The 23,289-nt window shown below is 44.5% G+C and carries 14 protein-coding genes; 5 read left to right on the top strand and 9 right to left on the bottom strand.

Translation table 11 applies throughout. The annotated features are described in order from the left end of the window. The coding region (locus J4N23_RS15385; protein WP_242689251.1) for a transketolase at window positions 1-525 on the top strand (525 nt) is incomplete at its 5' end. Between the two features lie 11 nt (window positions 526-536). Beyond that, complete coding sequence (locus J4N23_RS15380) at window positions 537-1,493, top strand: transketolase family protein (protein WP_207428553.1); 957 nt, start codon at window positions 537-539, stop codon at window positions 1,491-1,493. A gap of 335 nt (window positions 1,494-1,828) precedes the next feature. Here J4N23_RS15380 and J4N23_RS15375 read toward each other — a convergent pair whose 3' ends face one another. The 4 genes from J4N23_RS15375 to J4N23_RS15360 form a co-directional block, all read right to left on the bottom strand. Continuing rightward, window positions 1,829-4,696, bottom strand: a complete 2,868-nt coding sequence (locus J4N23_RS15375; protein ID WP_207428551.1) for a glycosyl hydrolase 115 family protein — start codon at window positions 4,694-4,696, stop codon at window positions 1,829-1,831. Window positions 4,697-4,700: 4 nt separating this feature from the next. Continuing rightward, a complete protein-coding gene (locus J4N23_RS15370) occupies window positions 4,701-5,807 on the bottom strand; it encodes an endo-1,4-beta-xylanase (RefSeq protein WP_207428550.1) in 1,107 nt (368 codons plus the stop codon). A 183-nt stretch (window positions 5,808-5,990) separates the two neighbouring features. Then, the gene (locus J4N23_RS15365) at window positions 5,991-7,952 is read right to left on the bottom strand and encodes a RagB/SusD family nutrient uptake outer membrane protein (protein ID WP_207428549.1); all 1,962 of its coding nucleotides are present in this window, start codon (window positions 7,950-7,952) and stop codon (window positions 5,991-5,993) included. Window positions 7,953-7,963: 11 nt separating this feature from the next. Then, entirely contained in the window at window positions 7,964-11,056 is a 3,093-nt protein-coding gene (locus tag J4N23_RS15360) for a TonB-dependent receptor (protein ID WP_207428548.1), read from the bottom strand. A gap of 443 nt (window positions 11,057-11,499) precedes the next feature. Between J4N23_RS15360 and uxuA the strand changes: the two genes are divergently transcribed. Next, window positions 11,500-12,657: a mannonate dehydratase gene (uxuA, locus tag J4N23_RS15355; protein WP_370527286.1), complete on the top strand. Its 1,158-nt coding sequence runs from the start codon at window positions 11,500-11,502 to the stop codon at window positions 12,655-12,657. A 51-nt stretch (window positions 12,658-12,708) separates the two neighbouring features. Here the strand turns inward: uxuA and J4N23_RS15350 are convergent, their stop codons facing one another. The 4 genes from J4N23_RS15350 to J4N23_RS15335 all read right to left on the bottom strand — a co-directional run bounded on the left by J4N23_RS15350 (window position 12,709) and on the right by J4N23_RS15335 (window position 21,031). Next, entirely contained in the window at window positions 12,709-16,809 is a 4,101-nt protein-coding gene (locus tag J4N23_RS15350) for a LamG-like jellyroll fold domain-containing protein (RefSeq protein ID WP_207428546.1), read from the bottom strand. 273 nt (window positions 16,810-17,082) lie between these two features. Further along, entirely contained in the window at window positions 17,083-18,696 is a 1,614-nt protein-coding gene (locus J4N23_RS15345) for an NADP-dependent glyceraldehyde-3-phosphate dehydrogenase (protein ID WP_207428545.1), read from the bottom strand. A gap of 204 nt (window positions 18,697-18,900) precedes the next feature. Next, window positions 18,901-20,343: an MFS transporter gene (locus tag J4N23_RS15340; RefSeq protein ID WP_207428543.1), complete on the bottom strand. Its 1,443-nt coding sequence runs from the start codon at window positions 20,341-20,343 to the stop codon at window positions 18,901-18,903. 28 nt (window positions 20,344-20,371) lie between these two features. Beyond that, entirely contained in the window at window positions 20,372-21,031 is a 660-nt protein-coding gene (locus J4N23_RS15335) for a bifunctional 4-hydroxy-2-oxoglutarate aldolase/2-dehydro-3-deoxy-phosphogluconate aldolase (RefSeq protein ID WP_207428542.1), read from the bottom strand. Between the two features lie 251 nt (window positions 21,032-21,282). Here J4N23_RS15335 and J4N23_RS15330 point away from each other — a divergent pair, with 251 nt between their 5' ends. After that, complete coding sequence (locus tag J4N23_RS15330) at window positions 21,283-22,308, top strand: sugar kinase (RefSeq protein WP_207428541.1); 1,026 nt, start codon at window positions 21,283-21,285, stop codon at window positions 22,306-22,308. A 107-nt stretch (window positions 22,309-22,415) separates the two neighbouring features. After that, window positions 22,416-22,859: a YhcH/YjgK/YiaL family protein gene (locus J4N23_RS15325; protein ID WP_207428540.1), complete on the top strand. Its 444-nt coding sequence runs from the start codon at window positions 22,416-22,418 to the stop codon at window positions 22,857-22,859. A 70-nt stretch (window positions 22,860-22,929) separates the two neighbouring features. Here the strand turns inward: J4N23_RS15325 and J4N23_RS15320 are convergent, their stop codons facing one another. Beyond that, window positions 22,930-23,274, bottom strand: a complete 345-nt coding sequence (locus tag J4N23_RS15320; protein WP_207428539.1) for a hypothetical protein — start codon at window positions 23,272-23,274, stop codon at window positions 22,930-22,932. Window positions 23,275-23,289 lie beyond the last annotated feature (15 nt).

Below are 23,289 nucleotides of genomic sequence, written 5' to 3'. Positions count from 1 at the left end.
CACGAAGGCTTGCCGGGTGTACGTGTAGCTTCCGGATCTTTAGGTCAGGGACTCTCTGTTGCCATTGGTGCTGCTCTTACCAAGAAACTTAACGGCGACAACTCACTTGTCTTTACCCTTCACGGGGATGGCGAGCTGCAGGAAGGCCAGATCTGGGAGGCAGCCATGTTTGCTCCTCACAATAAAGTAGACAACCTGATTGCCACCGTCGACTACAACGGTCAGCAGATTGACGGACCTACCGAGAAAGTCCTTTCTTTAGGAAACCTTCATGCTAAATGGGAAGCTTTTGGATGGGATGTAATGGAGATGAACGGCAACGATATGGAAGAAGTGGTTCGGGTTCTTGGAGAGGCTAAAGCCAGAGCGTTCAACGGAAAGCCGATCTGCATCCTGATGAAAACCAACATGGGACACGGAGTGGATTTCATGATGGGATCCCACAAATGGCATGGAGTGGCTCCTAACGACGAACAGCTACAACAGGCGCTGGACCAGTTGCACACAGAATTACAAGACTATTAGGCCGAACACAAATGAAAAAATATACTTTCACTGAAAAAAAAGATACCCGTTCTGGTTTTGGTGCCGGCCTGCTCGAAGCTGGTAAAAAGAACCCGAACGTGGTGGCACTATGTGCTGACCTGGTAGGTTCCCTGAAAATGGAAGCCTTCATCAAAGAATTCCCTGAGCGCTTTTTCCAGATCGGTATTGCCGAGGCAAACATGATGGGAATTGCTGCCGGTATGACCATTGGTGGTAAAGTTCCTTTCACCGGAACTTTTGCCAACTTCTCTACCGGAAGGGTATATGATCAGATCCGCCAGTCGATTGCCTACTCTGATAAAAACGTAAAGATCTGTGCTTCTCACGCAGGATTAACCCTGGGAGAAGATGGTGCTACTCACCAGATCCTGGAGGATATTGGTATGATGAAAATGCTTCCGGGAATGACCGTGATTAACCCTTGCGACTACAACCAGACCAAGGCTGCTACCATGGCTATTGCCGAGCATCATGGTCCGGTGTACCTGCGTTTTGGTCGTCCGGTAGTGCCTATCTTCACTGATCCTGATCAGAAGTTCGAGATCGGTAAAGCCTGGATGGTGAACGAAGGGAAAGATGTCAGCATCTTCGCTACCGGTCACCTGGTATGGGAAGCTATCCTTGCCGGAGAAAAACTGGCTGAGATGGGTATCGATGCCGAGATCATCAACATCCACACCATTAAGCCGCTGGATGAAGAAGCAGTATTGAAATCAGTAGCTAAAACAGGCTGTGTGGTAACTGCTGAAGAGCACAATCGTTTAGGCGGACTGGGTGACAGCATCGCCCAGCTACTTGCTCAACACAACCCTACTCCTCAAGAGTATATTGCTGTAAACGATTCATTTGGCGAAAGCGGTAAACCTGCCGAGCTGATGACTAAATACGGACTGGACAGCGAGAACATCATCAAAGCTGTGCAAAAAGTAATAGCAAGAAAGAAATAAAGAGGTTCAAAAAGTTTATAGGCTAAAGGCATCTGCAGGAATATGCAGATGCCTTTTTTCGTTAACGAGCCTCCCCTAAAGGTGATTTGAAAAACTGAAGTTCTAAGCTAAACCTGATGGAAGCGGCAGCTTTTTGCCCGACAAGGACCCGCGCAAAGCCAGGGCAAAAACTACAGCGGACAGCAGGACCACAGGTATTTGAAATACAAAAGCTGGTTTCCCTAAAAACGAAAAACCGCGCTCTTTGGGAAAGAGGCGGCTTTTCACTTATATAACCAATTTATGAGGAAGGCTATTATGAGCGAATGTTAGCTCAAGTGCTGCATTCGCGAAATTTATTTTTTTACCCGTGTCTCAGGTGGGCCCAAATACGAAGGTTTAAGACCGCCAGCATCTATTACGATCTTTTGCAACACTACAGCCTGGTCAACACGCCAAAATTTCACCACGTGTTTTCCTGCTGATTTTATTGTATGCTTCGTTGTTAGCATCTTAATATTATCCGCCACCGACTTTTCCCAGGCTCTTTCAGAGTTATCGGCATGAAGGTTAACCAACTGCGGCTTCTCGTCATCTACAGACACAGCATAACGAAGGCCGCCGGAGTTAGCAAAATCGATAGTGGGCGAGATGTACGCATGCAACTTTATTTCCCCGGGTTCTTGTAGGTACACATCGTACTGAAGGTGAGCTGAACCTTCATTCGGAAGCTGTGCAGGGGCCGTCACAGGGAAGGTGGTTACGGCAGAAGCAACGCGGCCATAGTCAGGAAGCACTACCCAGCTGATAGAATCTTTATTCACCGCTCTTGAATAATTGGCCGGTTCAATGGATACATATCCGTCCACTTCTGCAAATCCAGAGAGTTTTGCAGGCCGAGGACTTGCCGGATTATTGATACTGGCGTAGGCAATGATATTGGAGTTTCCTGATGTTACCGTAACAGGGATCTTATGCATTCCTGTGGGTGCTTTTTTCCAGTCGACACTTACCCAAATGCGTTGTTGATCAGCTACTGTTCCTCCCCTGGAAGAAAGCGTTAACCAGGGAGCACCGCTTTGTACCGTAAATTGGGTTGCTGTGGTACCGCGACTAAAAATCTCAATGTAATGTTGTTGCGGGAGATAAGGGCTAAACTCTGGCAGCACAGCTTCTTGCTTGGCCAGCGGCCACCAATCATCCGAACCCTCGGTTGCAAGGCCGATACCAGCAGTTGGAGGAAGCGTTACTTCTTTGACTTCAGGCATCACATCTTTTTCGGGCTGTTGCCAGTAGGTGTACCCAATGTGGGTCTGGTCCATCATGTGATTCCACTTCCCACCAGCGATCACCTTGTTGTAATGGTTGGAAATCTCTTTGTCTCGCGCAAACAGCTCCCTTGCTTTTGCGGCCATGGTATTTGTAAGAACACGTCCCTGCTTTGCATAAAGACGGTTTAAAGCAACCGTGTAATAAAGTTCATTTAGATTAGCACTCGCCTTTACAGGATGCAGCACCAGTTGGAAGTAGGCGTCGCGGTACTGTGCAGGAAGCTGACTGTTAACTTTCTCAGCCCTGACCAACAGGTCATTAAAATCTTGAACGACCCTTTCGAACTCCCTATAATTTGAAAGACTATAGGTATCAGCGTCAAGCAGTTCAGGCTTTCTCCTGCCGTTGTACTTGGTGTATTTTGAAATAAGATCTGCTATTTCCATTGCATACTTCCCGGGGAACTGCTTAGCGGCCCAAAGCTCGGTATACTCCTGCAAACGATCCGCAGTCCACTTTTCAGGATTCCAGGCATAGTCGAGGAAAAATTCGGTCGGGAACTCCATTGGCTTGATATCGCCTACGTTTACCAGCCACAGTCTGTCTGCTCCGTATCGCCGCGCAAGGTGCATCTGCTCCCACACTTTTGTTATGGGATTGGTATTGATCCATTTATAGTTCCTGGGCCCACCTACATAGTCGAAGTGGTAATAAATCCCATAGCCGCCGCTTCTGGGCTTTTCATCCAGTTTAGGCAGTTTGCGGATATTTCCCCAGTTGTCGTCGGCCAAAAGCAAAGTAACGTCGTCAGGAACCCGCATGCCTTTATCATAGTAATCCTGTACTTCTTTGTACAAGGCCCAGATTTGCGGAGTTTCGGAGGCCGGTTTGCCTGTCACTTCCGCAATAATTTCCCGCTGGTCTTTCACGATCTTTTCGAGAAGGGCGATGTTACTTCCTTCCGACATTGGTTCGTCACCGTCACCACGCATTCCGATGGTTACGATGCTTTCGTTGTTACCCATCCTTTTAATACTTTCGCGCCAAAAGTCTCTAAGGACCTCGTCGTTAGTATTGTAGTTCCATGCACCCTTTCCGAAGCGTCGCCACTCGTCGTGAGCCCTCATCAAAGGTTCGTGATGCGATGTACCTATAACTACCCCCATTTGATTTGCCAGAACGGGATTTTTTGGATCGTCGTCGTAAAAGGCGCTTCCCCACATAGCCGGCCACAGGTAGTTGCCTTTAAGACGCAGGATTAGTTCAAAAACATGCTCGTAAAACTTGCTGTTAAAGCCTCCGAATTTCTCACGTGACCAGCCCGATAAAGCAGGAGCTTCATCGTTGATAAAAATCCCCCTATATTTTACAGCTGGAGCTCGGGTAATTACTCCTGCGTGTACGTATAAGTTCTTTTGTTCCTTCACGGGCACATCCGCCCACCAGTACCATGGAGAAACTCCTATCTGAGCAGAAAGGTCATAAATCCCGTAGATAGTACCGCGGCGGTCGCTACCTACGATGATGAGGGCCTTATCCACTCCGGGCATCGGCTTATCTACTACCTGCGTAAGAGAGGCTTCCCATTTGCCGCGGATAGCCGAAACATCTATTTTACTTTGCCTTATTAGTTGATCGATGAGCGGATTTTTGCCTATTGTCCCGATAAGGACAATTTCTTTTTCTGAAACTGGCTTGTCTATTCCTACAGTGGGCTTTGCCTTTGTTACCCTTTGAAGATCTGATTGAAGATCACTTACGGCCCGTATAACACCTGGATCTTCTGAGCTTCCGCGAACAATTGGAGCGGGTTTTCCATTTGTGGCAAGACTAAAGGCGCCCTTTAATTTCTTTGTTGAAATATAGGTTTGATCATCATTGGCGGAAGCAGTAGTAGCAGTCAGTATCAATAAACCTATGCATGCAATGAAAGATCTAAAATTGTAGTTCATAGTGCTATTTCTTAAAATTTACCACCTCCCAATATGCTTTTTTACGCTCAAGCTTGGTATCGAACAGCAAAGGGTAGTTTTTGCGCCCGGAGACGGGGTAGGTATCCAGCCAGGTATATCGGTCGGATACATTCCAGAAAGTGACACTGGTAATATGCTTCCGGTATTCACGGAAGATGTCAAACACCATTTTGTACTGAGCAATTTGCTTTTGCTCAAGCTCTGGAGTGAGTTGATCGTTCTCACCTGATCTCTTCGCCCTGCGCTCTTTTTCCCATGGATAAACAGACATATCCACTTCTGTGAAATGAATTTGAAGTCCCAGAGACGAATATTTCTCAATCGCCTCTCTCAACTCTTTCTCTGTCGGTTCGAAGATGGACCAATGCGCTTGCAATCCAACTCCGTGGATCGGCACTTTCGCATCCACCAACTGTTTCAACAGCGTATAGATTCGGTCCCTTTTTTCAGGCCTTTCAGTATTGTAGTCATTATAAAAAAGCAGGGCATCAGGATCGGCTTCGTGGGCGAATTGAAAGGCTTTGGCGATAAAGTCTTCGCCGATAATTTCGAGCCACTTTGTTTTTCTCAGAAAATCATCCGGATTATCATCGATCGCTTCATTTACAACATCCCATGCGTAAATTTTCCCTTTATAGCGTTTTACTACGGTGTAAATATGGTCTTTAAGACGTGCTAAGAGTACATCCCGACTTACCTGATTTCCCTGGCTGTCTTTAAACATCCATTCTGGGGCTTGCTCATGCCATAGGAGGTTGTGTCCCCGCACCCTTAAGCCGTGCTTTTGAGCAAAATTCACAATAGAGTCGGCATCTCTCCAGAAGTACTCGTTTTCCCTGGGATGGATAGGGCCCATCTTCATGGCATTTTCAGCAGTGATGCTATTGAATTCTCTAAGTAAAAGTTCCGCTTCGTCGCCCTTTAAAGTTTGAGGGCCTACTGCTACCCCGATAGGAAAGTAATCTTTGTAGTAGTCTTTCAGGCCTTTGGTTATTAACCTATCTGCCTGGTATTGCTGTTTGACCGAGCAACCCGCCAGTGCAGCAATAAGAAGAAAATTAGCAATTAATAGGATAGAACTTCTTTTCATGTGTGTTTTCTTATGTTCTTATGATTGAGGCTGGCTTAGTGCATTTCGGATATTTTGAGTTTAGAGTAGATGGTTTAGTGTTAATTGCATCTCGCTCTTCGAACTTATGCAGGTCTATTGTGTAATAATCTACTGGCTGCCCAACGATTGGACAGCCAGTAGATTATTATTTTCCAGAATGGCTTATTGATAGCCTGGATTTTGGTAAGCAGCTTTTTCTTCTGGAGTTGCCTGCATGGCATCTATCTGTCCCCTAGGAATAGGACGAAGATAGTGCTGTGGCTGGATGGTACGTGTTACAGTTTGAGGCGTATGGTCCTGGAAATTCACCCCACCGATCCGGTAAGTTGAAGCAAATTCGTTCCACTTTTGGGTGCGGATCAAGTCCAGCCAACGGTAACCTTCACCAAAGTATTCCCGTGAGCGTTCCTGTAAGATATAGTCCACGGTTATAATTGCTGGAGTTGCAGCCATCATAGCAACGCTATTGTCTTCAACTTTTGTAGTGTTTTGAGCATTACTCCAACGCCATTTTCCTGCCCTGCCACGAATAACGTTGATTAAATCTCTTGCACTTTTTCCAGATTTAACAGTTGCACCTTTCACAGCTGCTTCTGCCGCTATAAAGTAAAATTCGGAGAATTTGGCAATATAGAAAGGACGAGTGCTTCCTGCGTTAGGGTTTCCGAAACCTGTTCCGTTATCTGTACGATATGGACCTAACTTCCACAAACCTGGATACATCCGACGATTAATACCGAGAGGCGAGACTACATAATCAGCGCGACCAGGTAATTCTCCTGCACCTACGTTGCTTCTGCCTGCACCATTAGGGTAAGTGATAGGCGTCGCAGGTTCTGAATTCAGGAAAGTAAGTATCGGTTCTCCTGGACTTACTGGTAAAAGATTTGCGTTGTAAACAACAGTTGTAGAGGCATTATTAGGATTCTTATTCCAGTTACCACGATACACTGTGGTAAACGTTCCGTCGTAACGAGAATCAAGGGTTTTATCGGCGAACGTATTTACAAATATGTCTATTGGGGGAGTCATTCGGAACCATGGACGACCTAGAGGTTGTACTGCTTCACGCTGGACGGTGTTAATTTGCGTAGCAGTTGCTGACGCAGCAGTGTTGCTTCTAAGCTCCGTATAATTCCAGGTATAAAACCAACCTGCAAAGTTGTCCGGAGCGGATCCACTAGCAAAGCCATTAATATCGCCACCGTTATATAAAGAGCTCTTTTCTGTATGGTCTGCATAGAGAAGATGTTCTTTGTTCCGATCGTTTGTAGCACGGTTCACGTCGTAATAGGTTTCAACCAACCCATAAGGGCCAGGATTGTCAATTGCAGTGGTCGCAACGTCATACGCTTGCTGAAAATAATACTGCGCCGTTTGTCCGTTAGGATCAGTTCTGTTAGCCTGTGGGTAAGTTGGAATATTGTTCGGGTTTTGCAACCACCATCCGTACGTGAGATAAGCTTTCGATAAAAACAGCCTTGCAACTGTTTTGGTAACTGCACCTGTTAAACGTGGGGCATCGGGCAGCTCGTTAACAGCTTGCAGAAGATCAGGAAAAACAGCTTTAGTATATACTTCAGGCACTGTGTTTCTAGCAGAAGTTCGCTTCGGGTTAGTATTGAACTTCAGTTCTCCAGATCCTAAGTCTAATGGAACGCCTCCAAAAGTCTGAACCAGCTGAAAATAATAAAATGCGCGAAAAAACCTTGCTTCTGCAATAAGGGCAGTTGAAGCTCCAGCCCCGGCTCCATTTTCTATGATTCCACTAGCTGTATTAATGGCCGGAAAAGCCTCGTTCCAAAGCACATCAGAACGGCTTGAAGTAGAGTTAAGTTCACCCTGATTTGAATAATCGAGTACTTTAAAGTTAGCATCTGCTCCTTGTCCCCAGGTAGCTTCATCTGTACCTGTTTGAACCGCGTTCAGGTAGTAACCATTTCCATATATATTTCTTAAACTGGAATAAAGCGCTGATATTCCTCCTTGAACGCCCGTTGGAGTGGAGAAAAAACTAGGTTCATGAAGACTGCGAGGTTGTTCTTCCAGTATATCAGAGCACCCTACAGACAACACCGAAAGTAGCGCTGCTCCTACAACAGTTTTAATATTTATACTTTTCATGTTTATCGTCGTTAAAATGTGAGATTAAGACCTAATAAATAGGTGCGGGTAGATGGCGAGTTGGTACCAATGGTTAACAGACGTGACGGACCTACGTTATTTGTTGCAACATTCTCATTTGCGTACGAGTTCGTTTCAGGGTCCATACCTGACTCTTTGTAGTAAGGAGAGAACAACACAAACGGATTTTGAGCTGTAACATAAACGCGCAATCTGTCAATACCCGCTCTTTTCACCCACCCAGCATTTTGCAGGTTATAACCAAGAGAAAGTGTACGAATCTTTAAGTATGAGGCATCAAAATAACCCAGCGTACTACCGTAGTTTGGATTGTCTGAGCTAATTAAACTACCTGGTCTTGGATATTTAGCATCTCTGTTTTCAGGTGTCCAATAGTCTACTTTCACGTTATTCCTACGTCCGGTATTCATATTCAAGTAACCAGCAGATGAATAAAGTGTACTTACGAGGATACCACCGCTTCTAAATGCACCAACAGCTGATAAATCGAATCCTTTGTAAGATATCCTGGTATTCAAACCTCCCTGAAAATCAGGATCAGCGTCAATAATTTGCCTATCTGCCGGACCTATTGCCCTTACAGGAACACCATTAGCATCATAGTCTCCAGTATACTTTACTTTTATAGAACCTAGAACCTGTGCTGGATTGCCTGGTTGTAAAATGCTCATATGAGGATCGCCTTCCTGCCAGAGACCGATTTTCTCATAGTCATAAATCACATTTAGCGGATGACCTACAAACCACCAATTAGCCTCATCCCTGGTAGAGCCGGAAGTAAGTGACAGAATTCTATTTTCGTTAGTATAGAAGTTCACCCCAGCTTCCCATCTCCATCCTTTTGCATTTTCCAGAATCACACCGTTCAGAGAAAGTTCAAAACCTTTATTAGAGGTTGAAGCTACGTTCCTTGTAATACCCGACGTTACACCTGAAGTACGAGGAAGAGGCTCTCCCAATAAGATATCTTCAGTTTTCGTGGTATAGTACTCAATTGTACCACTTAGGCGGTTGTTAATGATTCCGAAATCCAACCCATAATTCCAGGTTTTGGAAAACTCCCAGCCCAAGCTCGGATTAGGTAGATTTTCTACATAATAACCAGTAGAGAAGGTATCGCCAAAGTTATAATTCCTAGGTCTTAAGAGCCCTAGTGTAGAGTAAGGCGCAACTGCTTGGTTGGATGTCTGACCGAATCCAACGCGGAGTTTGAGATTATCTACAAAAGTGACGTTTTTCATAAAGGCCTCCCGCCCGATGCTCCATCCTGCCGATATTGCTGGATAGGTGTGCCACTTATGTCCTGGCGCTAGTCTCGAAGATCCGTCAGAACGCAAGGTAGCCGAGAGCATATAGCGATTGTCGTATGAATACATTACACGACCCATCCACGAAAGAAGGCCCGACTCATTATAAATTTGGTCATTATTTGGAAAGGTAACCTCGCCTAAAGCTGACCCAAAGTTGTAATATTGAAAAGCTTCGTTAGGAAGATTTTGAGCGGTGGCGCGGTTTTGTGTGTACCGGTTTTCAGCGGCAGAATATAGGGCGATCGCGTTTACTTCATGTTTTTCTGCAAAAGTCCGGTCGTAAGAAAGGATATTTTCGATCGTCCAATCAAGAGTGTTAGCGCTACGTACGCTAGCATTTGAAACAGCAGTGGGGTTAACATTATTAATTCCCTGTCCTGTGAAAGTACCACCGTTACTAGACCGGTAGTTAAGACCAAGATTAGCGCGATACTTCAAACCATCTACACCCGGAATTTTAACTTCTCCGTAGAGCGTATTATAAGTTCCGAACGCTCTGGTCTCATCCAACCATTTATCACTTAGGTCTTCTACCACATCTTTAGTATAAATCCAGTATTCGTCTCCACCAGCCCTAAATGTTCTTTTTAAAGTTCCATCGGAATTGTAAGGATTTGCAATAGGAGAAGCTGCAAGAATATTATAAAGGCCGACGTTGTTTCCCTGCGATGTGTTGAAGTTGTTATTCGTCACAAAGCCCAGTCGTATGTGCTTGCCCACGCCCTGGTCAAGTGAACCGCGAACGGAGTACCTGTTATATTGCTGGGTAGGGATGACTCCTTCATCCTCAAAATAACCCATACTGAAGTTATAACTTCCTTGCTCAGTTCCTCCTGAAACACCAACGTCATGACTTTGAGTCATACCGGTCTGGTAAAGCATGTCTTGCCAGTCCGTGTTTACGTCATCTGCTTCGTCCAGCGAATTAGTGAACATATTTGCCGCTTTACGGAAAGCGACGAATTCTGGACCGTTCATCATCGGATATTTCGAGAAGATAGTTTTAGGACCTACAAAGCTATTGTAGCTCACCTGTGCCTTTTGACCTACCTGACCTCTATTTGTAGTTACTAAAATAACCCCATTAGCCCCTCGCGAACCATAGATTGCAGTGGCTGAGGCATCTTTCAAGATATCGATGCTCCTGATATCGTTAGGGTTGATATCACCAATATTACCGGCGAACGGAATACCATCCAGCACCACAAGCGGGTCATTTTGACCGGCACCGGGACCAGCTGTGATAGAACGAGTTCCACGAATACGAATTTGCATCGCTGCTCCCGGACGGCTTGAACTTTGAGACATCTCCACCCCAGGTAAGCGTCCCTGCAAAGCTTGGGAGATATTAGCGGAAGGTACTTCCCGGAGCGCTTCTCCACGAATGGAGGCAACTGAACCTGTCACCGCTTCTGCGCGCTGGGTTCCGTACCCGATCACCACGACCTCGTTCAGGCTTTGAGACTCAGGACTTAAACTGATGGTGATATTTGTTTTATTACCCGCGATCGAAACCCGCTTCTGCTGGTAGCCAATGAAGGTGGCTACTACCGCAGTCTCACTTGCCGGCACCGACAAGCGAAAAGCACCACTAACGTCGGTGGAAGTGCTTACGTTAGATGCTACCCCCTTCACACTGCTTCCAGGAAGTGGCTCTCCCTTCTCATCCACTACCCTACCTGTAACAACTACGTTCTGCGCAAACGTAAGTAAGGGAAGAACAAGCAAGAGCAGCATCCCTCCCGTTAATTTCAATAGTCTAATTCTTTTCATAATGAGTTAAAGGTTTGTAATCTGTTTAGTTAGTAGGTTTAATTTTCATGCAACATTCGATTAGGACTCGAGGACTTAACCGGTACTGAAAGAGATTTTGCATATGATTTCTGTTTTATTGGTTTTGATAGCTGTTCCCTTTTTATGCCAACGTTTGCATTGCTAAGCGGTGACTGAAAGAGGTTCTCTTTTTACTGATTGTTAGTTAGCTTGTATTGGTTAATTAGTTGGTTAAAGCAAAAATAGTAATTCCCTAAAAAATTGCAACCGATTGCATAACTTTTTTCTGAAAAATTTATTTTTACGGTTTAGTGTATAAAATACACTAAAAAAATGATGCGATCGATTGTGATCTTTCGTGTAATATTTGTACAATGTGAAGGTGTCTAGGTAGCGGCATCGAAGAACCTCTATTACTTAATCGATAACAATAGTTTATGAAAATGGAAGAAACAATGAGATGGTACGGGCCAAACGACCCTGTAAGTCTTTCTGATATTAAACAGGCTGGATGTACTGGGGTGGTAACAGCCTTACACCAGATTCCGGTAGGCGAAGTATGGCCTGTTGAAGAAATACAAAAGCGCAAGGAAATTATCGAAGCTGCGGGACTGAGCTGGACAGTTATAGAGAGTCTTCCTGTGCATGAAGATATCAAAAAGCAAAAAGGGGACTATAAAAAATTCATTGAAAACTACAAAATTAGTTTGAGGAACGTAGCGAAGTGCGGACTGAAGGTAGTCACGTACAATTTTATGCCAATCCTCGATTGGATGCGCACTGATCTTTCTTATACTATGCCCGATGGTAGTAAAGCACTCCGATTTGAGAAAGCGGCATTTATTGCTTTTGACCTGTTCCTTCTTCAGCGGCCCAACGCGGAAAAGGACTATACAAAAGAAGAAGTGGCAAAGGCAAAACAGCGCTTTGAAGCCATGTCAGCCGAAGATAAAGAGAGCCTTTACCAAACCTGCCTGCAAGGCTTGCCGGGAAGCGATGAACGTTTCACCGAGCAGGAAGTGCACGCAGCCTTAAAGACCTATGAAGACATAGATCGTGGGAAACTAAAAAACCACCTGTTCTATTTCTTGCAACAAATAGTGCCGGTTGCTGAAGAAGAGGGAATAAAACTGGCTATACATCCGGACGACCCTCCCTACCCTATTCTAGGCTTGCCCAGGATTGTAAGCACCGAGCAGGACGCAAAGGAACTTTTGGAAGCGGCTCCCTCTCCAGCTAATGGACTTTGTTTTTGCACAGGTTCCTATGGAGCGCGACCTGATAACGATTTACCAGGAATGGTCCGCAGATTAGGCGACCACATCCATTTCCTTCACTTAAGAAGCACACAGCGTGATGAGGAAGGGAACTTCTTTGAGGCAAACCATCTGGAGGGGAATGCGGATATGTACCAGGTAGTAAAAGAAGTTGTTTTATTGATGCGAAGAAAAAATCAAGGAATCCCGATGCGGCCGGATCACGGACATCAAATGCTGGACGACCTTCAAAAAACAACTTATCCTGGCTACTCCGCCATTGGAAGATTGCGGGGACTCGCCGAGCTACGAGGGTTGGAGCTAGGTATCGCTAGGTCTATATAATACTTAAAAAGAAGAGGCGCTTTTGAAGCGCCTCTTTTCGATTCAATAAATCTACTGAATAATGATAGTTTTCGAACTGCTAAAAGAATTCAGGTTCACCCTTACGTAATACACCCCTGCAGGAAGTCCTTGCATCTGCAAATCTTTAACAAATGCCCCCTCTTTTTTATCACTTACAGACTTCACCAAAACTCCGCTGGCATTGAAAACCGAAATATTAACATTTCCATTTTCGGAACTTCCAAGCTGAACCTTGAAGTTACCGGCTGAGGGGTTTGGATAGATCATTACATCCTCTAGGGCGCGATTAACAAAAAAGTCAGATGCTGAACTTGCAGTCATCCATTTTTCACCTGCTTTTCCGTTGCCTACCTGAACTGCATTGCTACTAATCGACAAGTTGCCGGCTTCATCCATTGCCTTAATTGTGAACTCATAAACATTCCTGCCAATAGGTCTTTCAGCTAAGTAGCTCGTTCCTGTTACGGGAGAGGAACTGAGTTGCTCGCCGTTCCGATAAACAATGTAACTGGATACTCCTACATTATCCGTTGCCGCAATCCAGTTCAACTCCACTTTGTGCTTATTTGTCTTATTTTCCGTCAGCATCGAAGGAGCAGTAGGTGCCTGGGTATCGGGGGTGGTAATTGATAAAATAGCTGCTTCCGATACATTTCCTGCCTTATCAAAAGCACTTACCCTGAATTCGTACCTCTGAGAAGCACTCAGACCAGCAATTTTCAGGGAGTTGCTGGATTCTGGTAAAACATACGCTTCTGTGCCGTCTTGCAATATTTTGTAACCCAGGACTTTTATATTATCGTTAGATGCACTCCAGGTTAAAGTAACTGTAGAATCTGTTGCTATTCCAGCCAGATTTGTTGGAACCGAAGGTGGAATGGTATCAGCAACTACAACAAGAATATGACTAACAGAAGGAGCAGCACCGTATACATCATTCCCCGGTTGGCTAGCTGTAATTGTAGTAACACCCTTTTTCAGCAACTGAACCAGACCATTGGTCACAGTCGCTACGGTTGAATCAGAACTATGAAACACTACAGGAAGCCCAGAGCTTGCTGTTGCTGAAATTTGGAAATCCGGCTCTCCTAAAGTTTTTTCACCAATACTGCTAAAGGTGATCGTCTGATTCTTCTTCTCTACGATCAAGGTCTGGCTTACCGGCTTAGCAGCATGGTAAGAACCGTCACCTGCTTGAGAGGCTGTGATAACCGAGGTGCCAGCAGCAATAATCCGGATCTTATCCCCGGCGATGGTGGCCACAGTTGTATCCGAGCTAGTGTAAGTTACCGGAAGACCGGAACTCGCTGTAGCACCAGGAGCGAAGTCAGCATCATCGACCTGCTTGGCCGGTAAAGAAGCGAAGTTGATCGTTTGCGTATTTTTCACTGAGGCCAGTGCCGTGATCTCTGCAGCAGACAGCACTTTGTTATAAATTCTTATCTCATCGAGCATACCCTTATAGGGAGCAGGCTTGTTGGTTGTTGCGAGGAATTCAAGCTCACCAATGTTCCCAAGAATTAAGGCACTTGCCTCTCCAATACCCGCATTTGATCTTGTTATATTACTGGTGGCATATAAAGCACCATTCATATAAATCCTTAGTCTTTTCGCTTCTACATCCCGAATTGCCACTACGTGCACCCAGTTCCCTGTAAAAAAGGGAGCACCGTTCGCTTGTAGTTCGTCTTTACCTCCACCATTGGCATCGTTATCGTCGTCGAGGGCAAAGCGGATCTGCTTATTTTTAAATTCGATATCAAAGCGCTTCCCGGTAGCTCCAGTGTTAGCGTTTCGCGTAATGGATCCTTTGCACAGCAGGTACGAACTGGAATTGTTATCTGGCGGCAGTAAAGAAGGATTTGCTTTCATCCAGAACGATAAAGAGAATGAGTTTTTATCCAGGTGAAGCTGATCCTCGTTAGGGATTTTCACCACATACATATCCGTACTTGCAGTGGCGAAATCAAGGCCATTCTTCAGCTTACCTTTAATCCGGATACCCTCATCGTCGGCATCTAAGCCAAGAATACCGTGATTTTCATAAAGGCTTGAGTCAATAACGGCCGTTTCATTTTCGATAGACTCGTCGAAAGCCCAATGTCCTACCAAACCGACTGGAATAACCGGAGAAGTCCTGAATGTCCAAACAGGCCCGGTTGCAATTCCCTTATTGTTCAAAGCGTCCACTCTCCAAAAATACCGGGTACTATCATTGACCGCGAGCTGGAAAGAAGGACTAGCAGTGTATGCCACATCCGCCTGCTTCACCATGTTAGCAGTGTCAGTACCTGCATAAACAGTGTAGGTGATAGTGTTTGTACTTCCAGACCATCTCAAAGTTACCTTCCCTGCAGTTGGGGTGGCGTATTGCTCGCCATTTGCAGGAGTCGGTTTCGAAGCCGGCGCCGGAGCTGTTGGTATGGGAGGAGTTGTTATTGAAACCGCAGCACTATAAGCGGAAGAATTAGTCCCATTTATAGACTTTAATCGATAGTAATACATCCTGTTCGGTTGCAGGCTAACGCTATCTGTGTACGAAGTTGCATTGGCTGCAGGATGAGCGATATCTGTATAAGTTGTTCCGTCGGCGGATCTTTCTAGAATAAAATACTCCTCGTCTGCTGAATTATCCTTCCAGCTTATAACCACCTTGCTTGCAGGTGAAGGCAACTCTCGAGAGCTTGCAGCTAAGGTGACATTTGATGGAGGCTTGATAAATGCAGGAGGCGGAGTATCAATCAAAGAATTAATATAGACTTCTATATTGAGATAGTCAGGACTAACAGCACTGAAAGCAGTAGCGTCGGCTTTATCATTCTTATTTAAGCCATTGGCGTCTTCCCATGCATCCGGCATTCCGTCTTTATCTGTATCCAGCGGTGCCGGGCCTCCAAAAACATCGCCTAAACCTCCATTAGAGAGTGGTAAATCAGTTTCCCGATATACATAATGTCCTTTTGTCCCCCTCGATTCTACTTCATCCACTAAAAAGGCATCCACCTGATCCCGCCGGGGGTAATTTGCGCCGACGTGGTTAATTACGTATTGATAGGCCTGAGCAGCTGACATACCCGGATTTGCAGCTGGATATGCAAAAGGTTGATTTTTGAAGGCGCTGCCTGAAATGCCCGGATATCCTATAGAGTCAAAAGGAACCTCCGCACCGTCCAGTACTCCATTTTTATTATTATCATAGAAATTACCCGAGCCGTGGATGTTGAAAGTTCCCGTTCCACGTGAGAAAGGTGTGGTTTTATTTGGAGGCGTAAGTGGTCCGCCAACAAAATAGTTGTTTATGACATTTACCTCTGAAACCCCTGAAGAGCCTCCCATAATATAGGCGTCGCCCTGCCATCCATAATTGAGGTTATCGCCTAATCGGTTACCGTTACCCCAGTTGTAAACGACGTTGTTCACAAACTCGTTAACTCCTTTCACCTTAGGGTTACGAGTTTTGTTACTGATATATAAGTTTTGCAATAAACTTACTTTACCACCATCAGGAGTTTGAATCAGACCACCCGCAGAGTGGTTCTCCCGATGGAGCCCCTGCCCGATGATAGAATTCTGGATAGTGATATTATCAGGAGAGGTGCCTTTGCTATCCCAGTTAATAGAGAATACTTCATCCATCGCCCAGGTAAAAGACATATGGTCAAAAATCATATTTGCACCATTAGCGAGGCCAGAGGCGTCCTTCCCGGAGTTATTTGTGGCGCCCAGCCGAATGCGGAGATAACGACAAATGACATCATTAGCACCAGTGAACGTAACTCTTTTATTGAAAAAGACGATTCCGTCGCCGGGTGCTGTTTGCCCTGCAATAGTCACGTTTGGAGAAACAACAACATCTGAAGAAAGATTTACAATTCCGCCAACAGCGAAAACTACAAATCTTCCCGGCTTGCTTACCGCATCGCGGAAAGATCCTGTACCGCTATCATTCAAATTCGTCACAATATAGACTTCCCTCGTTGTTGCCCCCCGGGCGCCTTTTGCATAGCGACCGAAGCCTTGTGCTCCTGGAAATGCCAAGGTTTGACTGCTGGTTTTTTCTAGAGACAAACCTAGTAAGGCGACAAGGCAGAGCCACAGTTTTGGTTTAAAGATGGACGTAGAAACTTTCATATGTCTAGATTTGGTTAATCAAGGATTTCAGGTGCCTTGCGGGCAATAGGTATAATTGGTAATTACGAACCTAGCTTTTCGCTTTTAAATCAGCAACCTGCACCGTCCTACTAACAGCAACAAATATTGCCTTGTCACTAGATTATTACAGAATCAAAGCGAGGAGGCTTATAAAGCTTTGCGCTTTGGTTTGGTATGTTTAGGGCGATCACATAGCAGATACAAAAAAAGCCCCCATACGGAGGCTTCTGGTTTTAAAAAAACTTGAAGTATTTAAAAGATAAATTTAGTACTCAGGAAGTTGGAATCTTGGTTAGCAACAATCTCGTTAAGCAAGTTCTTGTTATTCTCATTAAGCTTTGTAGCCACAAGCGACCTGATGGAAAAGGAACGTAAAGCATCCACTACAGAAAGCGTTCCTTCTGCGCTGTCTTTTCTTCCCGTAAAAGGAAAAGTATCGGGACCACGCTGACATTGGCAGTTTATGTTTACCCGACTCACCTGGTTAACCAGGGGATCGATCAACGACGCGAGTTCATCCGGGTCATTGCTGAAAATGCTTACCTGTTGTCCATGGGTCGACTCAATCAAATACTCAATAGGCTCTTCCAAGTCTGAGAAAGGAACTACCGGAATTACAGGCCCAAACTGCTCCTCCCTATAGATCTTCATCTTTTCATTTACCGGATAAAGCACGGCAGGATAAACAAATGACTCGAAAGATTGCCCCCCGTTTTCGTTTACAACTTTTGCTCCGTGAGCAATAGCATCATCGATCACCTCTTTTAGGTAGGCTGGCTTGTGAGGCTCAGGCAGGGGGGTTAATGCAACTCCTTTCTCCCAGGGCATCCCGTATTTTAACTTCGCTACTTCCTCAGAAAGGAGCTGCAGGAATTGATCAACGACGTTCCTGTGAACGAAGATAATTTTCAAGGCGGTACAACGCTGACCGTTAAAGGAAAGCGAGCCAAGTACAGTCTCGCTTACCGCTAATTTTAAATCAGCCTTGTCTGATATAATAGCAGCATTTTTAGCGTCAAGACCTAAAATTGCCCTAAGCCGGTTTACTTTCGGATGTAGCTTTTTAAGCTGATCGGCTACCTTACTTGAGCCAATCAGAGTGAGTACATTGATCTTACCAGACTGCATCAATGCCGGAACTATATTATGTCCCCGGCCATAAATCGTATTCACTACACCGGCAGGAAAGCATTCTCTAAATGCGCTCAATAAAGGATAGTGCAATAAAGTGCCATGCTTAGGCGGTTTAAATAACAGAGTATTGCCCATTATTAGCGCAGGAATCAGGGTAGTGAAGGTTTCATTCAAGGGGTAATTGAAAGGTCCCATACAAAGCACTACTCCCAGGGGCGAACGGCGGATTTGAGCTACGATACCTTGCTCTATCTCGAAGCGCGACGACTGCCGGTCTACATCTTTTAACGCGTCAATTGTTGCGTAAATATATTCTACAGTCCTGTCAAACTCTTTTACTGAATCGGCATACGACTTACCAATTTCCCACATGATCAGCTTCACCACGATGTCTTTTTGCTCAAGCATCTTTTTAGTGAAGGCCTCCACACAGCTAATCCTATCTTGCACACTCATCGTAGGCCATTTACCCCGACCGTTGTCATAGGCAGTAACCGCAGCATCTAAAGCTTCCATAGCCTCCGCTTGGGTACAGATAGGATAGGTTCCTATTAGCTTCCGTTTATATCCATCAGCAGTTTTTACACATACCGGCGAGTAAACAGGATGGGTCTCACCATCCCACTTTTTCATTTCACCATTGCTTAGATACTCTTTCTGGTGAACTTCCTCAAGGAGAAATTCTGTGGGAATCTGACTTTCTTCTACGAAAATCGATTGCAGGTCTAGCATTGTTTCCAATTCAAAAAATTTAGTGTTAGGTAATGCGTCAACAAAGTGCTCCATAACATCTTTGTGACATTAATACTTCACAAACTTACACTTTTGAGCCAAAGGCAAAAGTTGTTTCGATCATGTGAGCGTCAATTATTAAGCCCGGTTCTAATGAAAAAAGGGACGGTTACCCGTCCCTTTTTTCAAATCTTAATCTTGCAATTAGAGCTCGATCGGTTCATATTTCGGAACCAGTGATTTCATCACAAACCATGCAATCAAATAGGCGACAGCACAGATGGAGAAAACGATAAAGTAACCTGCTTCTTTACCCTGGAAACCCATAAACTGCATTTGTGTAACATCAGCATGGGTGAACAGCACGCCAGAACCTTTATTGATAAGGAACGATCCTACACCACCTGCCATACCGCCAATACCGGTTACGGTTGCGATGGCTTGCTTAGGAAACATATCACCTACCGTGGAGAAAATATTAGCTGACCATGATTGGTGAGCTGCACCAGCAATACCGATGATAAGTACTGGCAGCCAGAAGGTTGTTTGCCCCAAAGGCTGAGCCAATAGCGCAAGCAAAGGAAAAAATGCGAAAATCAACATCGCCCGCATCCGGCCGGCATACGGATTCATGTTCTTCTTATCTACGAAATATGTTGGCAGCCAACCTCCAATAATCGACAGCAGGGTGATCATGTACAACACAAATAGAGGCAAAGCACTTTCTGTAGAGTCCATGTCGTAAATATCTGCAAGGTAGGCAGGCGTCCAGAACAGGAAGAACCACCACACGCCATCGGTCATAAACTTACCAAAAGCGAAAGCCCAGGTTTGTTTGTACTTCAAGCAATCGGCAAAGGATAATTTTCTACCAGGTGTTGCAGCAGTTACAGGCTCAGAGATTTGTCCGTGTACAGCGACGTCCTGCTGAATGTAAGCCAGCTCTGCCTTGTTAACTTTCGGATGTACTTCTGGCTTGTTATAAACAAAGATCCAGAATCCCATCCACACAAAACCAAGGGCCCCGATGATAATAAAAGCCATCTCCCAACCATACGCAGCTGCAATGAATGGAATGGTAACGGGTGCTGCAAGCGCTCCTACTGTTGCACCAGCATTAAAGATACTGGTTGCCAAAGCACGGTCTTTCTTTGGAAAGTACTCTGCAGTTGCTTTAATAGCAGCCGGGAAGTTTCCAGCCTCCCCAAGTGCAAGAACAAAACGGGCAATTATAAAGAGTGTAACACTTGTGGAAAGAACCATACCCACGTTATCGACTGTTTCCAGTGATTCTTTTGCGCCTTCAAAGCCTACAAGCCAGTTTCCCGTAAGAATTCCGGATGTAGCAATACCGCAATAAGCATGCATACAGGCACCCAGAGACCAGACACCTATCGCCCACAAGAACCCTTTCTTCGTGTCCAGCCAGTCTACGAACCTACCGGCAATCAGCATCGATCCTGCATAGAAAATCGAAAACAGCGCGGTAATCGTTCCATAGTCACTGTCTGTCCAGTGGAACTCGGGAACGAGGTAGTCCTTCCACGTCAGTGAAAGCACCTGTCTGTCCAGGTAATTAATAGTAGTAGCAAAAAACAATAGACCGCAGATGGTCCACCTGTAATTGCTTGGTTTGTTTGTTTCCATTTCGATTAATTATAGGTTTATAATCCTGTTATTTACAGGATTTGATTACTTCCATAACTTTTACAGTATTCTCTGTTAGTAAATCATACTGCTTGTTTTCCATTATGTCTTTAGTAACCAGGTTGCTTCCCATTCCAACGGCGCAAACACCAGCCTTGAACCAGCCTGAAATATTTTCTTTAGTTGTATCTACACCGCCAGTAGGCATGAAAAGAAGGTTCGGGAACAGCGCCTTGATTCCTGACAGGAAGCTTGGACCTAAAATGTTTCCAGGGAAAAGTTTAACGAATTTTGCTCCCAGCTTCTCAGCTTTAATAATCTCTGAAGGAGTCATACAGCCAGGAACCCAAAGGATTTCTCTTGCTTCAGCCCATTCTGCAACATCCTCTACCAGTCCGGGACTGATAATATAATCTGCACCAGCGTTAACAAAAGCTTCAGCAGAAGCAGCGTCTTTGATTGTACCAACACCAAGATACATACCTGGCATTTCTGCATCGATCACTTCACGCATTTTAGCAAAGTTTGCCAGAGCAGCCTCCCCACGATTCGTATATTCTACACTTCTGATACCAGCTTTGTACAGAGCCTTTAACAAATCCACACTTGTTTGGGCATCTTTATTGAAGTACAATGGAAGTATTCCCTGTTCAGTAATAACTTTTAAAACTTCTGCTTTTTTGCTCATACTATTTTTAATGAAAATTTTAGATGATTTACAATTTGGGACTAATGTAGAAATTTTATGATAAAATCACCGCGCTTTCCCCTTAAACGTAATCACAATCACCTTAGAAGTATTAAAAAATTTACGCAAACGTTCCCGGTATTTTTTTTATTTGAGATACACTATCTCTCTAACTTTAATGTACTTTTGCCCAGTTCTTATAATAGAATTTTTAATTAAACCTCTTTTAAAATTAAATAAGTCTATAAACAATGTCTAAAAAAGTAGTAACCCTTGGAGAAATCATGTTGAGATTATCAACTCCAGGATTCGAGCGTTTTGTACAGGCCGATAGTTTTGATGTAACTTACGGTGGTGGAGAAGCAAACGTAGCTGCCGCTGTAACCAATTATGGTTTACAGGGTGTATTCGTTTCTAAAGTTCCTGATAATGCAATTGGACAATCAGCTATCAACCACCTTCGTCGCTATGGAGTAGATACTCAGTATGTGGCAAGAGGCGGAAAAAGATTAGGTATATACTTCCTTGAAACTGGTGCGTCTGCAAGAGCTTCTCAGGTTATTTATGACCGTGCTGATGCTGCTATCGCTGAAGTTGATGCTTCTGAATTTAACTGGGATGCTATTTTCGAGGGTGCTGATTGGTTCCATACAACTGGTATCACTCCTGCTCTTAGCGACAAGGCTGCTGCTCTTACATTAGAAGCGTTAAAAGCTGCTAAAGCAAAAGGCATTACTACTAGTATCGACTTGAACTACCGCAAAAAGCTTTGGAGCAAAGAAAAAGCGCGTCAGGTAATGACAGAACTTTGCCAGTATGTTGACGTGTGTATCGGTAACGAAGAAGACGCTGAAACTACTTTAGGTTTCAAGAGTGAAGGTACTGATATCACTAAAGGCGAATTGAACCTTGATGGATACAAATCAGTATTCAAACAAATGAAAGAGAAATTTGGATTCAAATACATCGCTTCTACATTGCGCGAGAGCCACAGTGCATCTGATAACGGATGGTCTGCATTGGTATACGATGGAAATGAGTTCTACCACACTAAGCAGTACGAAGTTCGTATCGTTGATCGTGTAGGTTCTGGTGACTCATTCGCTTCTGGTTTCATCTATGGATTAGCAACCAACATGTCAATGGGTGATGCTGCTGAATTTGGTGTTGCTGCTTCTGCATTGAAACACACCATCCCAGGTGACTTAAATCATGCAACTAAAGCCGAAGTTGAAACTTTGATGAAAGGTGATGCTTCAGGTCGTGTACAACGCTAATTAACCGAACCTCGGATGTCCGAATTCGGAAAAATATAAACAGGAATCCGTTCCGGGAATAATCCCGGAACGGATTTTTTCATTATAAACCTCTTAAACTTAAAATAATGATTATTGATTCCTTAGAGAATGCTGAGAAATACTACGGCGTTCACCCGCTGTTCAAGCAAGCCTTTGAGTGGTTAAAAAGCCAGGACTTGTCGACGATAGAAGTTGGGAAATACGAAATAGCAGAAGGTCTCAAAGCTGCTGTTTCAGAGAAAGAAGGATACACCGCTGAAGCTGCGAAGTTCGAGTGCCATAACGAATGGATGGATATTCAAGTAGCTTTGTCCCCAAGAGAAACAATGGGCTGGTCATCCCGCAAAAATGTAACAAGCCCTGTTGCAGAATATAACGCTGAAAAAGATGTTATTTTCTGGAATGACAAACCAGGTATGTACTTCGACCTTCAATTCGGCGAATTTGCAGTCTACTTCCCTGAAGACGTTCACGCGCCACAAATAGGTGAGGGAATGATCAAGAAATTGGTAGTAAAAATTAAGAAATAGTGTTAACAGACCTATAGAGCACTATTTCTATAGGTCTTGCATTTGCATTATCGAACAGGGTAGGGTCTGACTATTGTAGTTCTCCTTTTAGCGTCCCCCTCTCTTGTCTTCTTCTTACCCGCTTATAGTCTTCTTTAAACTGAAGGTCGTCTACCAGGCCCTTTACTAAATCATCCAATATTTCAACACTCTCTCTACACAGCCCGAAAACACTTTGAAGATAAACTGGCGCAAGTGGCGTTTGAGTACTGCTCTGTTCATGCTGCGCATTTCGCTCTAAAATCTGTAAAGCTGTTTTAAATTCAGTGTAAGATTCTTGTACAGGTTCCAGATGTCTCCAACTTGACTCCGAACTATTGAATACACTAGCGATAGCCCGGAACATCTTTAGGTGGTTTTGCTGCCGTTTGTTCATATTGCTTAAAGGTTT

Origin of the sequence: Pedobacter sp. SYSU D00535 (assembly GCF_017355855.1) — a bacterium.
Lineage (GTDB): Bacteria > Bacteroidota > Bacteroidia > Sphingobacteriales > Sphingobacteriaceae > Desertivirga.
Note: the sequence above shows the minus strand (reverse complement) of the source record. Positions and strands in the feature narration are given on the sequence as shown.

Coding starts and splice junctions, on each gene's coding strand:
- J4N23_RS15370 (WP_207428550.1), bottom strand. CDS start 5,807: ATGAAAAGAAGTTCTATCCTATTAATTGCTAATTTTCTTCTTATTGCT.
- J4N23_RS15325 (WP_207428540.1), top strand. CDS start 22,416: ATGATTATTGATTCCTTAGAGAATGCTGAGAAATACTACGGCGTTCAC.
- J4N23_RS15340 (WP_207428543.1), bottom strand. CDS start 20,343: ATGGAAACAAACAAACCAAGCAATTACAGGTGGACCATCTGCGGTCTA.
- J4N23_RS15380 (WP_207428553.1), top strand. CDS start 537: ATGAAAAAATATACTTTCACTGAAAAAAAAGATACCCGTTCTGGTTTT.
- J4N23_RS15375 (WP_207428551.1), bottom strand. CDS start 4,696: ATGAACTACAATTTTAGATCTTTCATTGCATGCATAGGTTTATTGATA.
- J4N23_RS15350 (WP_207428546.1), bottom strand. CDS start 16,809: ATGAAAGTTTCTACGTCCATCTTTAAACCAAAACTGTGGCTCTGCCTT.
- J4N23_RS15360 (WP_207428548.1), bottom strand. CDS start 11,056: ATGAAAAGAATTAGACTATTGAAATTAACGGGAGGGATGCTGCTCTTG.
- uxuA (WP_370527286.1), top strand. CDS start 11,500: ATGGAAGAAACAATGAGATGGTACGGGCCAAACGACCCTGTAAGTCTT.
- J4N23_RS15365 (WP_207428549.1), bottom strand. CDS start 7,952: ATGAAAAGTATAAATATTAAAACTGTTGTAGGAGCAGCGCTACTTTCG.
- J4N23_RS15330 (WP_207428541.1), top strand. CDS start 21,283: ATGTCTAAAAAAGTAGTAACCCTTGGAGAAATCATGTTGAGATTATCA.
- J4N23_RS15345 (WP_207428545.1), bottom strand. CDS start 18,696: ATGCTAGACCTGCAATCGATTTTCGTAGAAGAAAGTCAGATTCCCACA.
- J4N23_RS15335 (WP_207428542.1), bottom strand. CDS start 21,031: ATGAGCAAAAAAGCAGAAGTTTTAAAAGTTATTACTGAACAGGGAATA.
- J4N23_RS15320 (WP_207428539.1), bottom strand. CDS start 23,274: ATGAACAAACGGCAGCAAAACCACCTAAAGATGTTCCGGGCTATCGCT.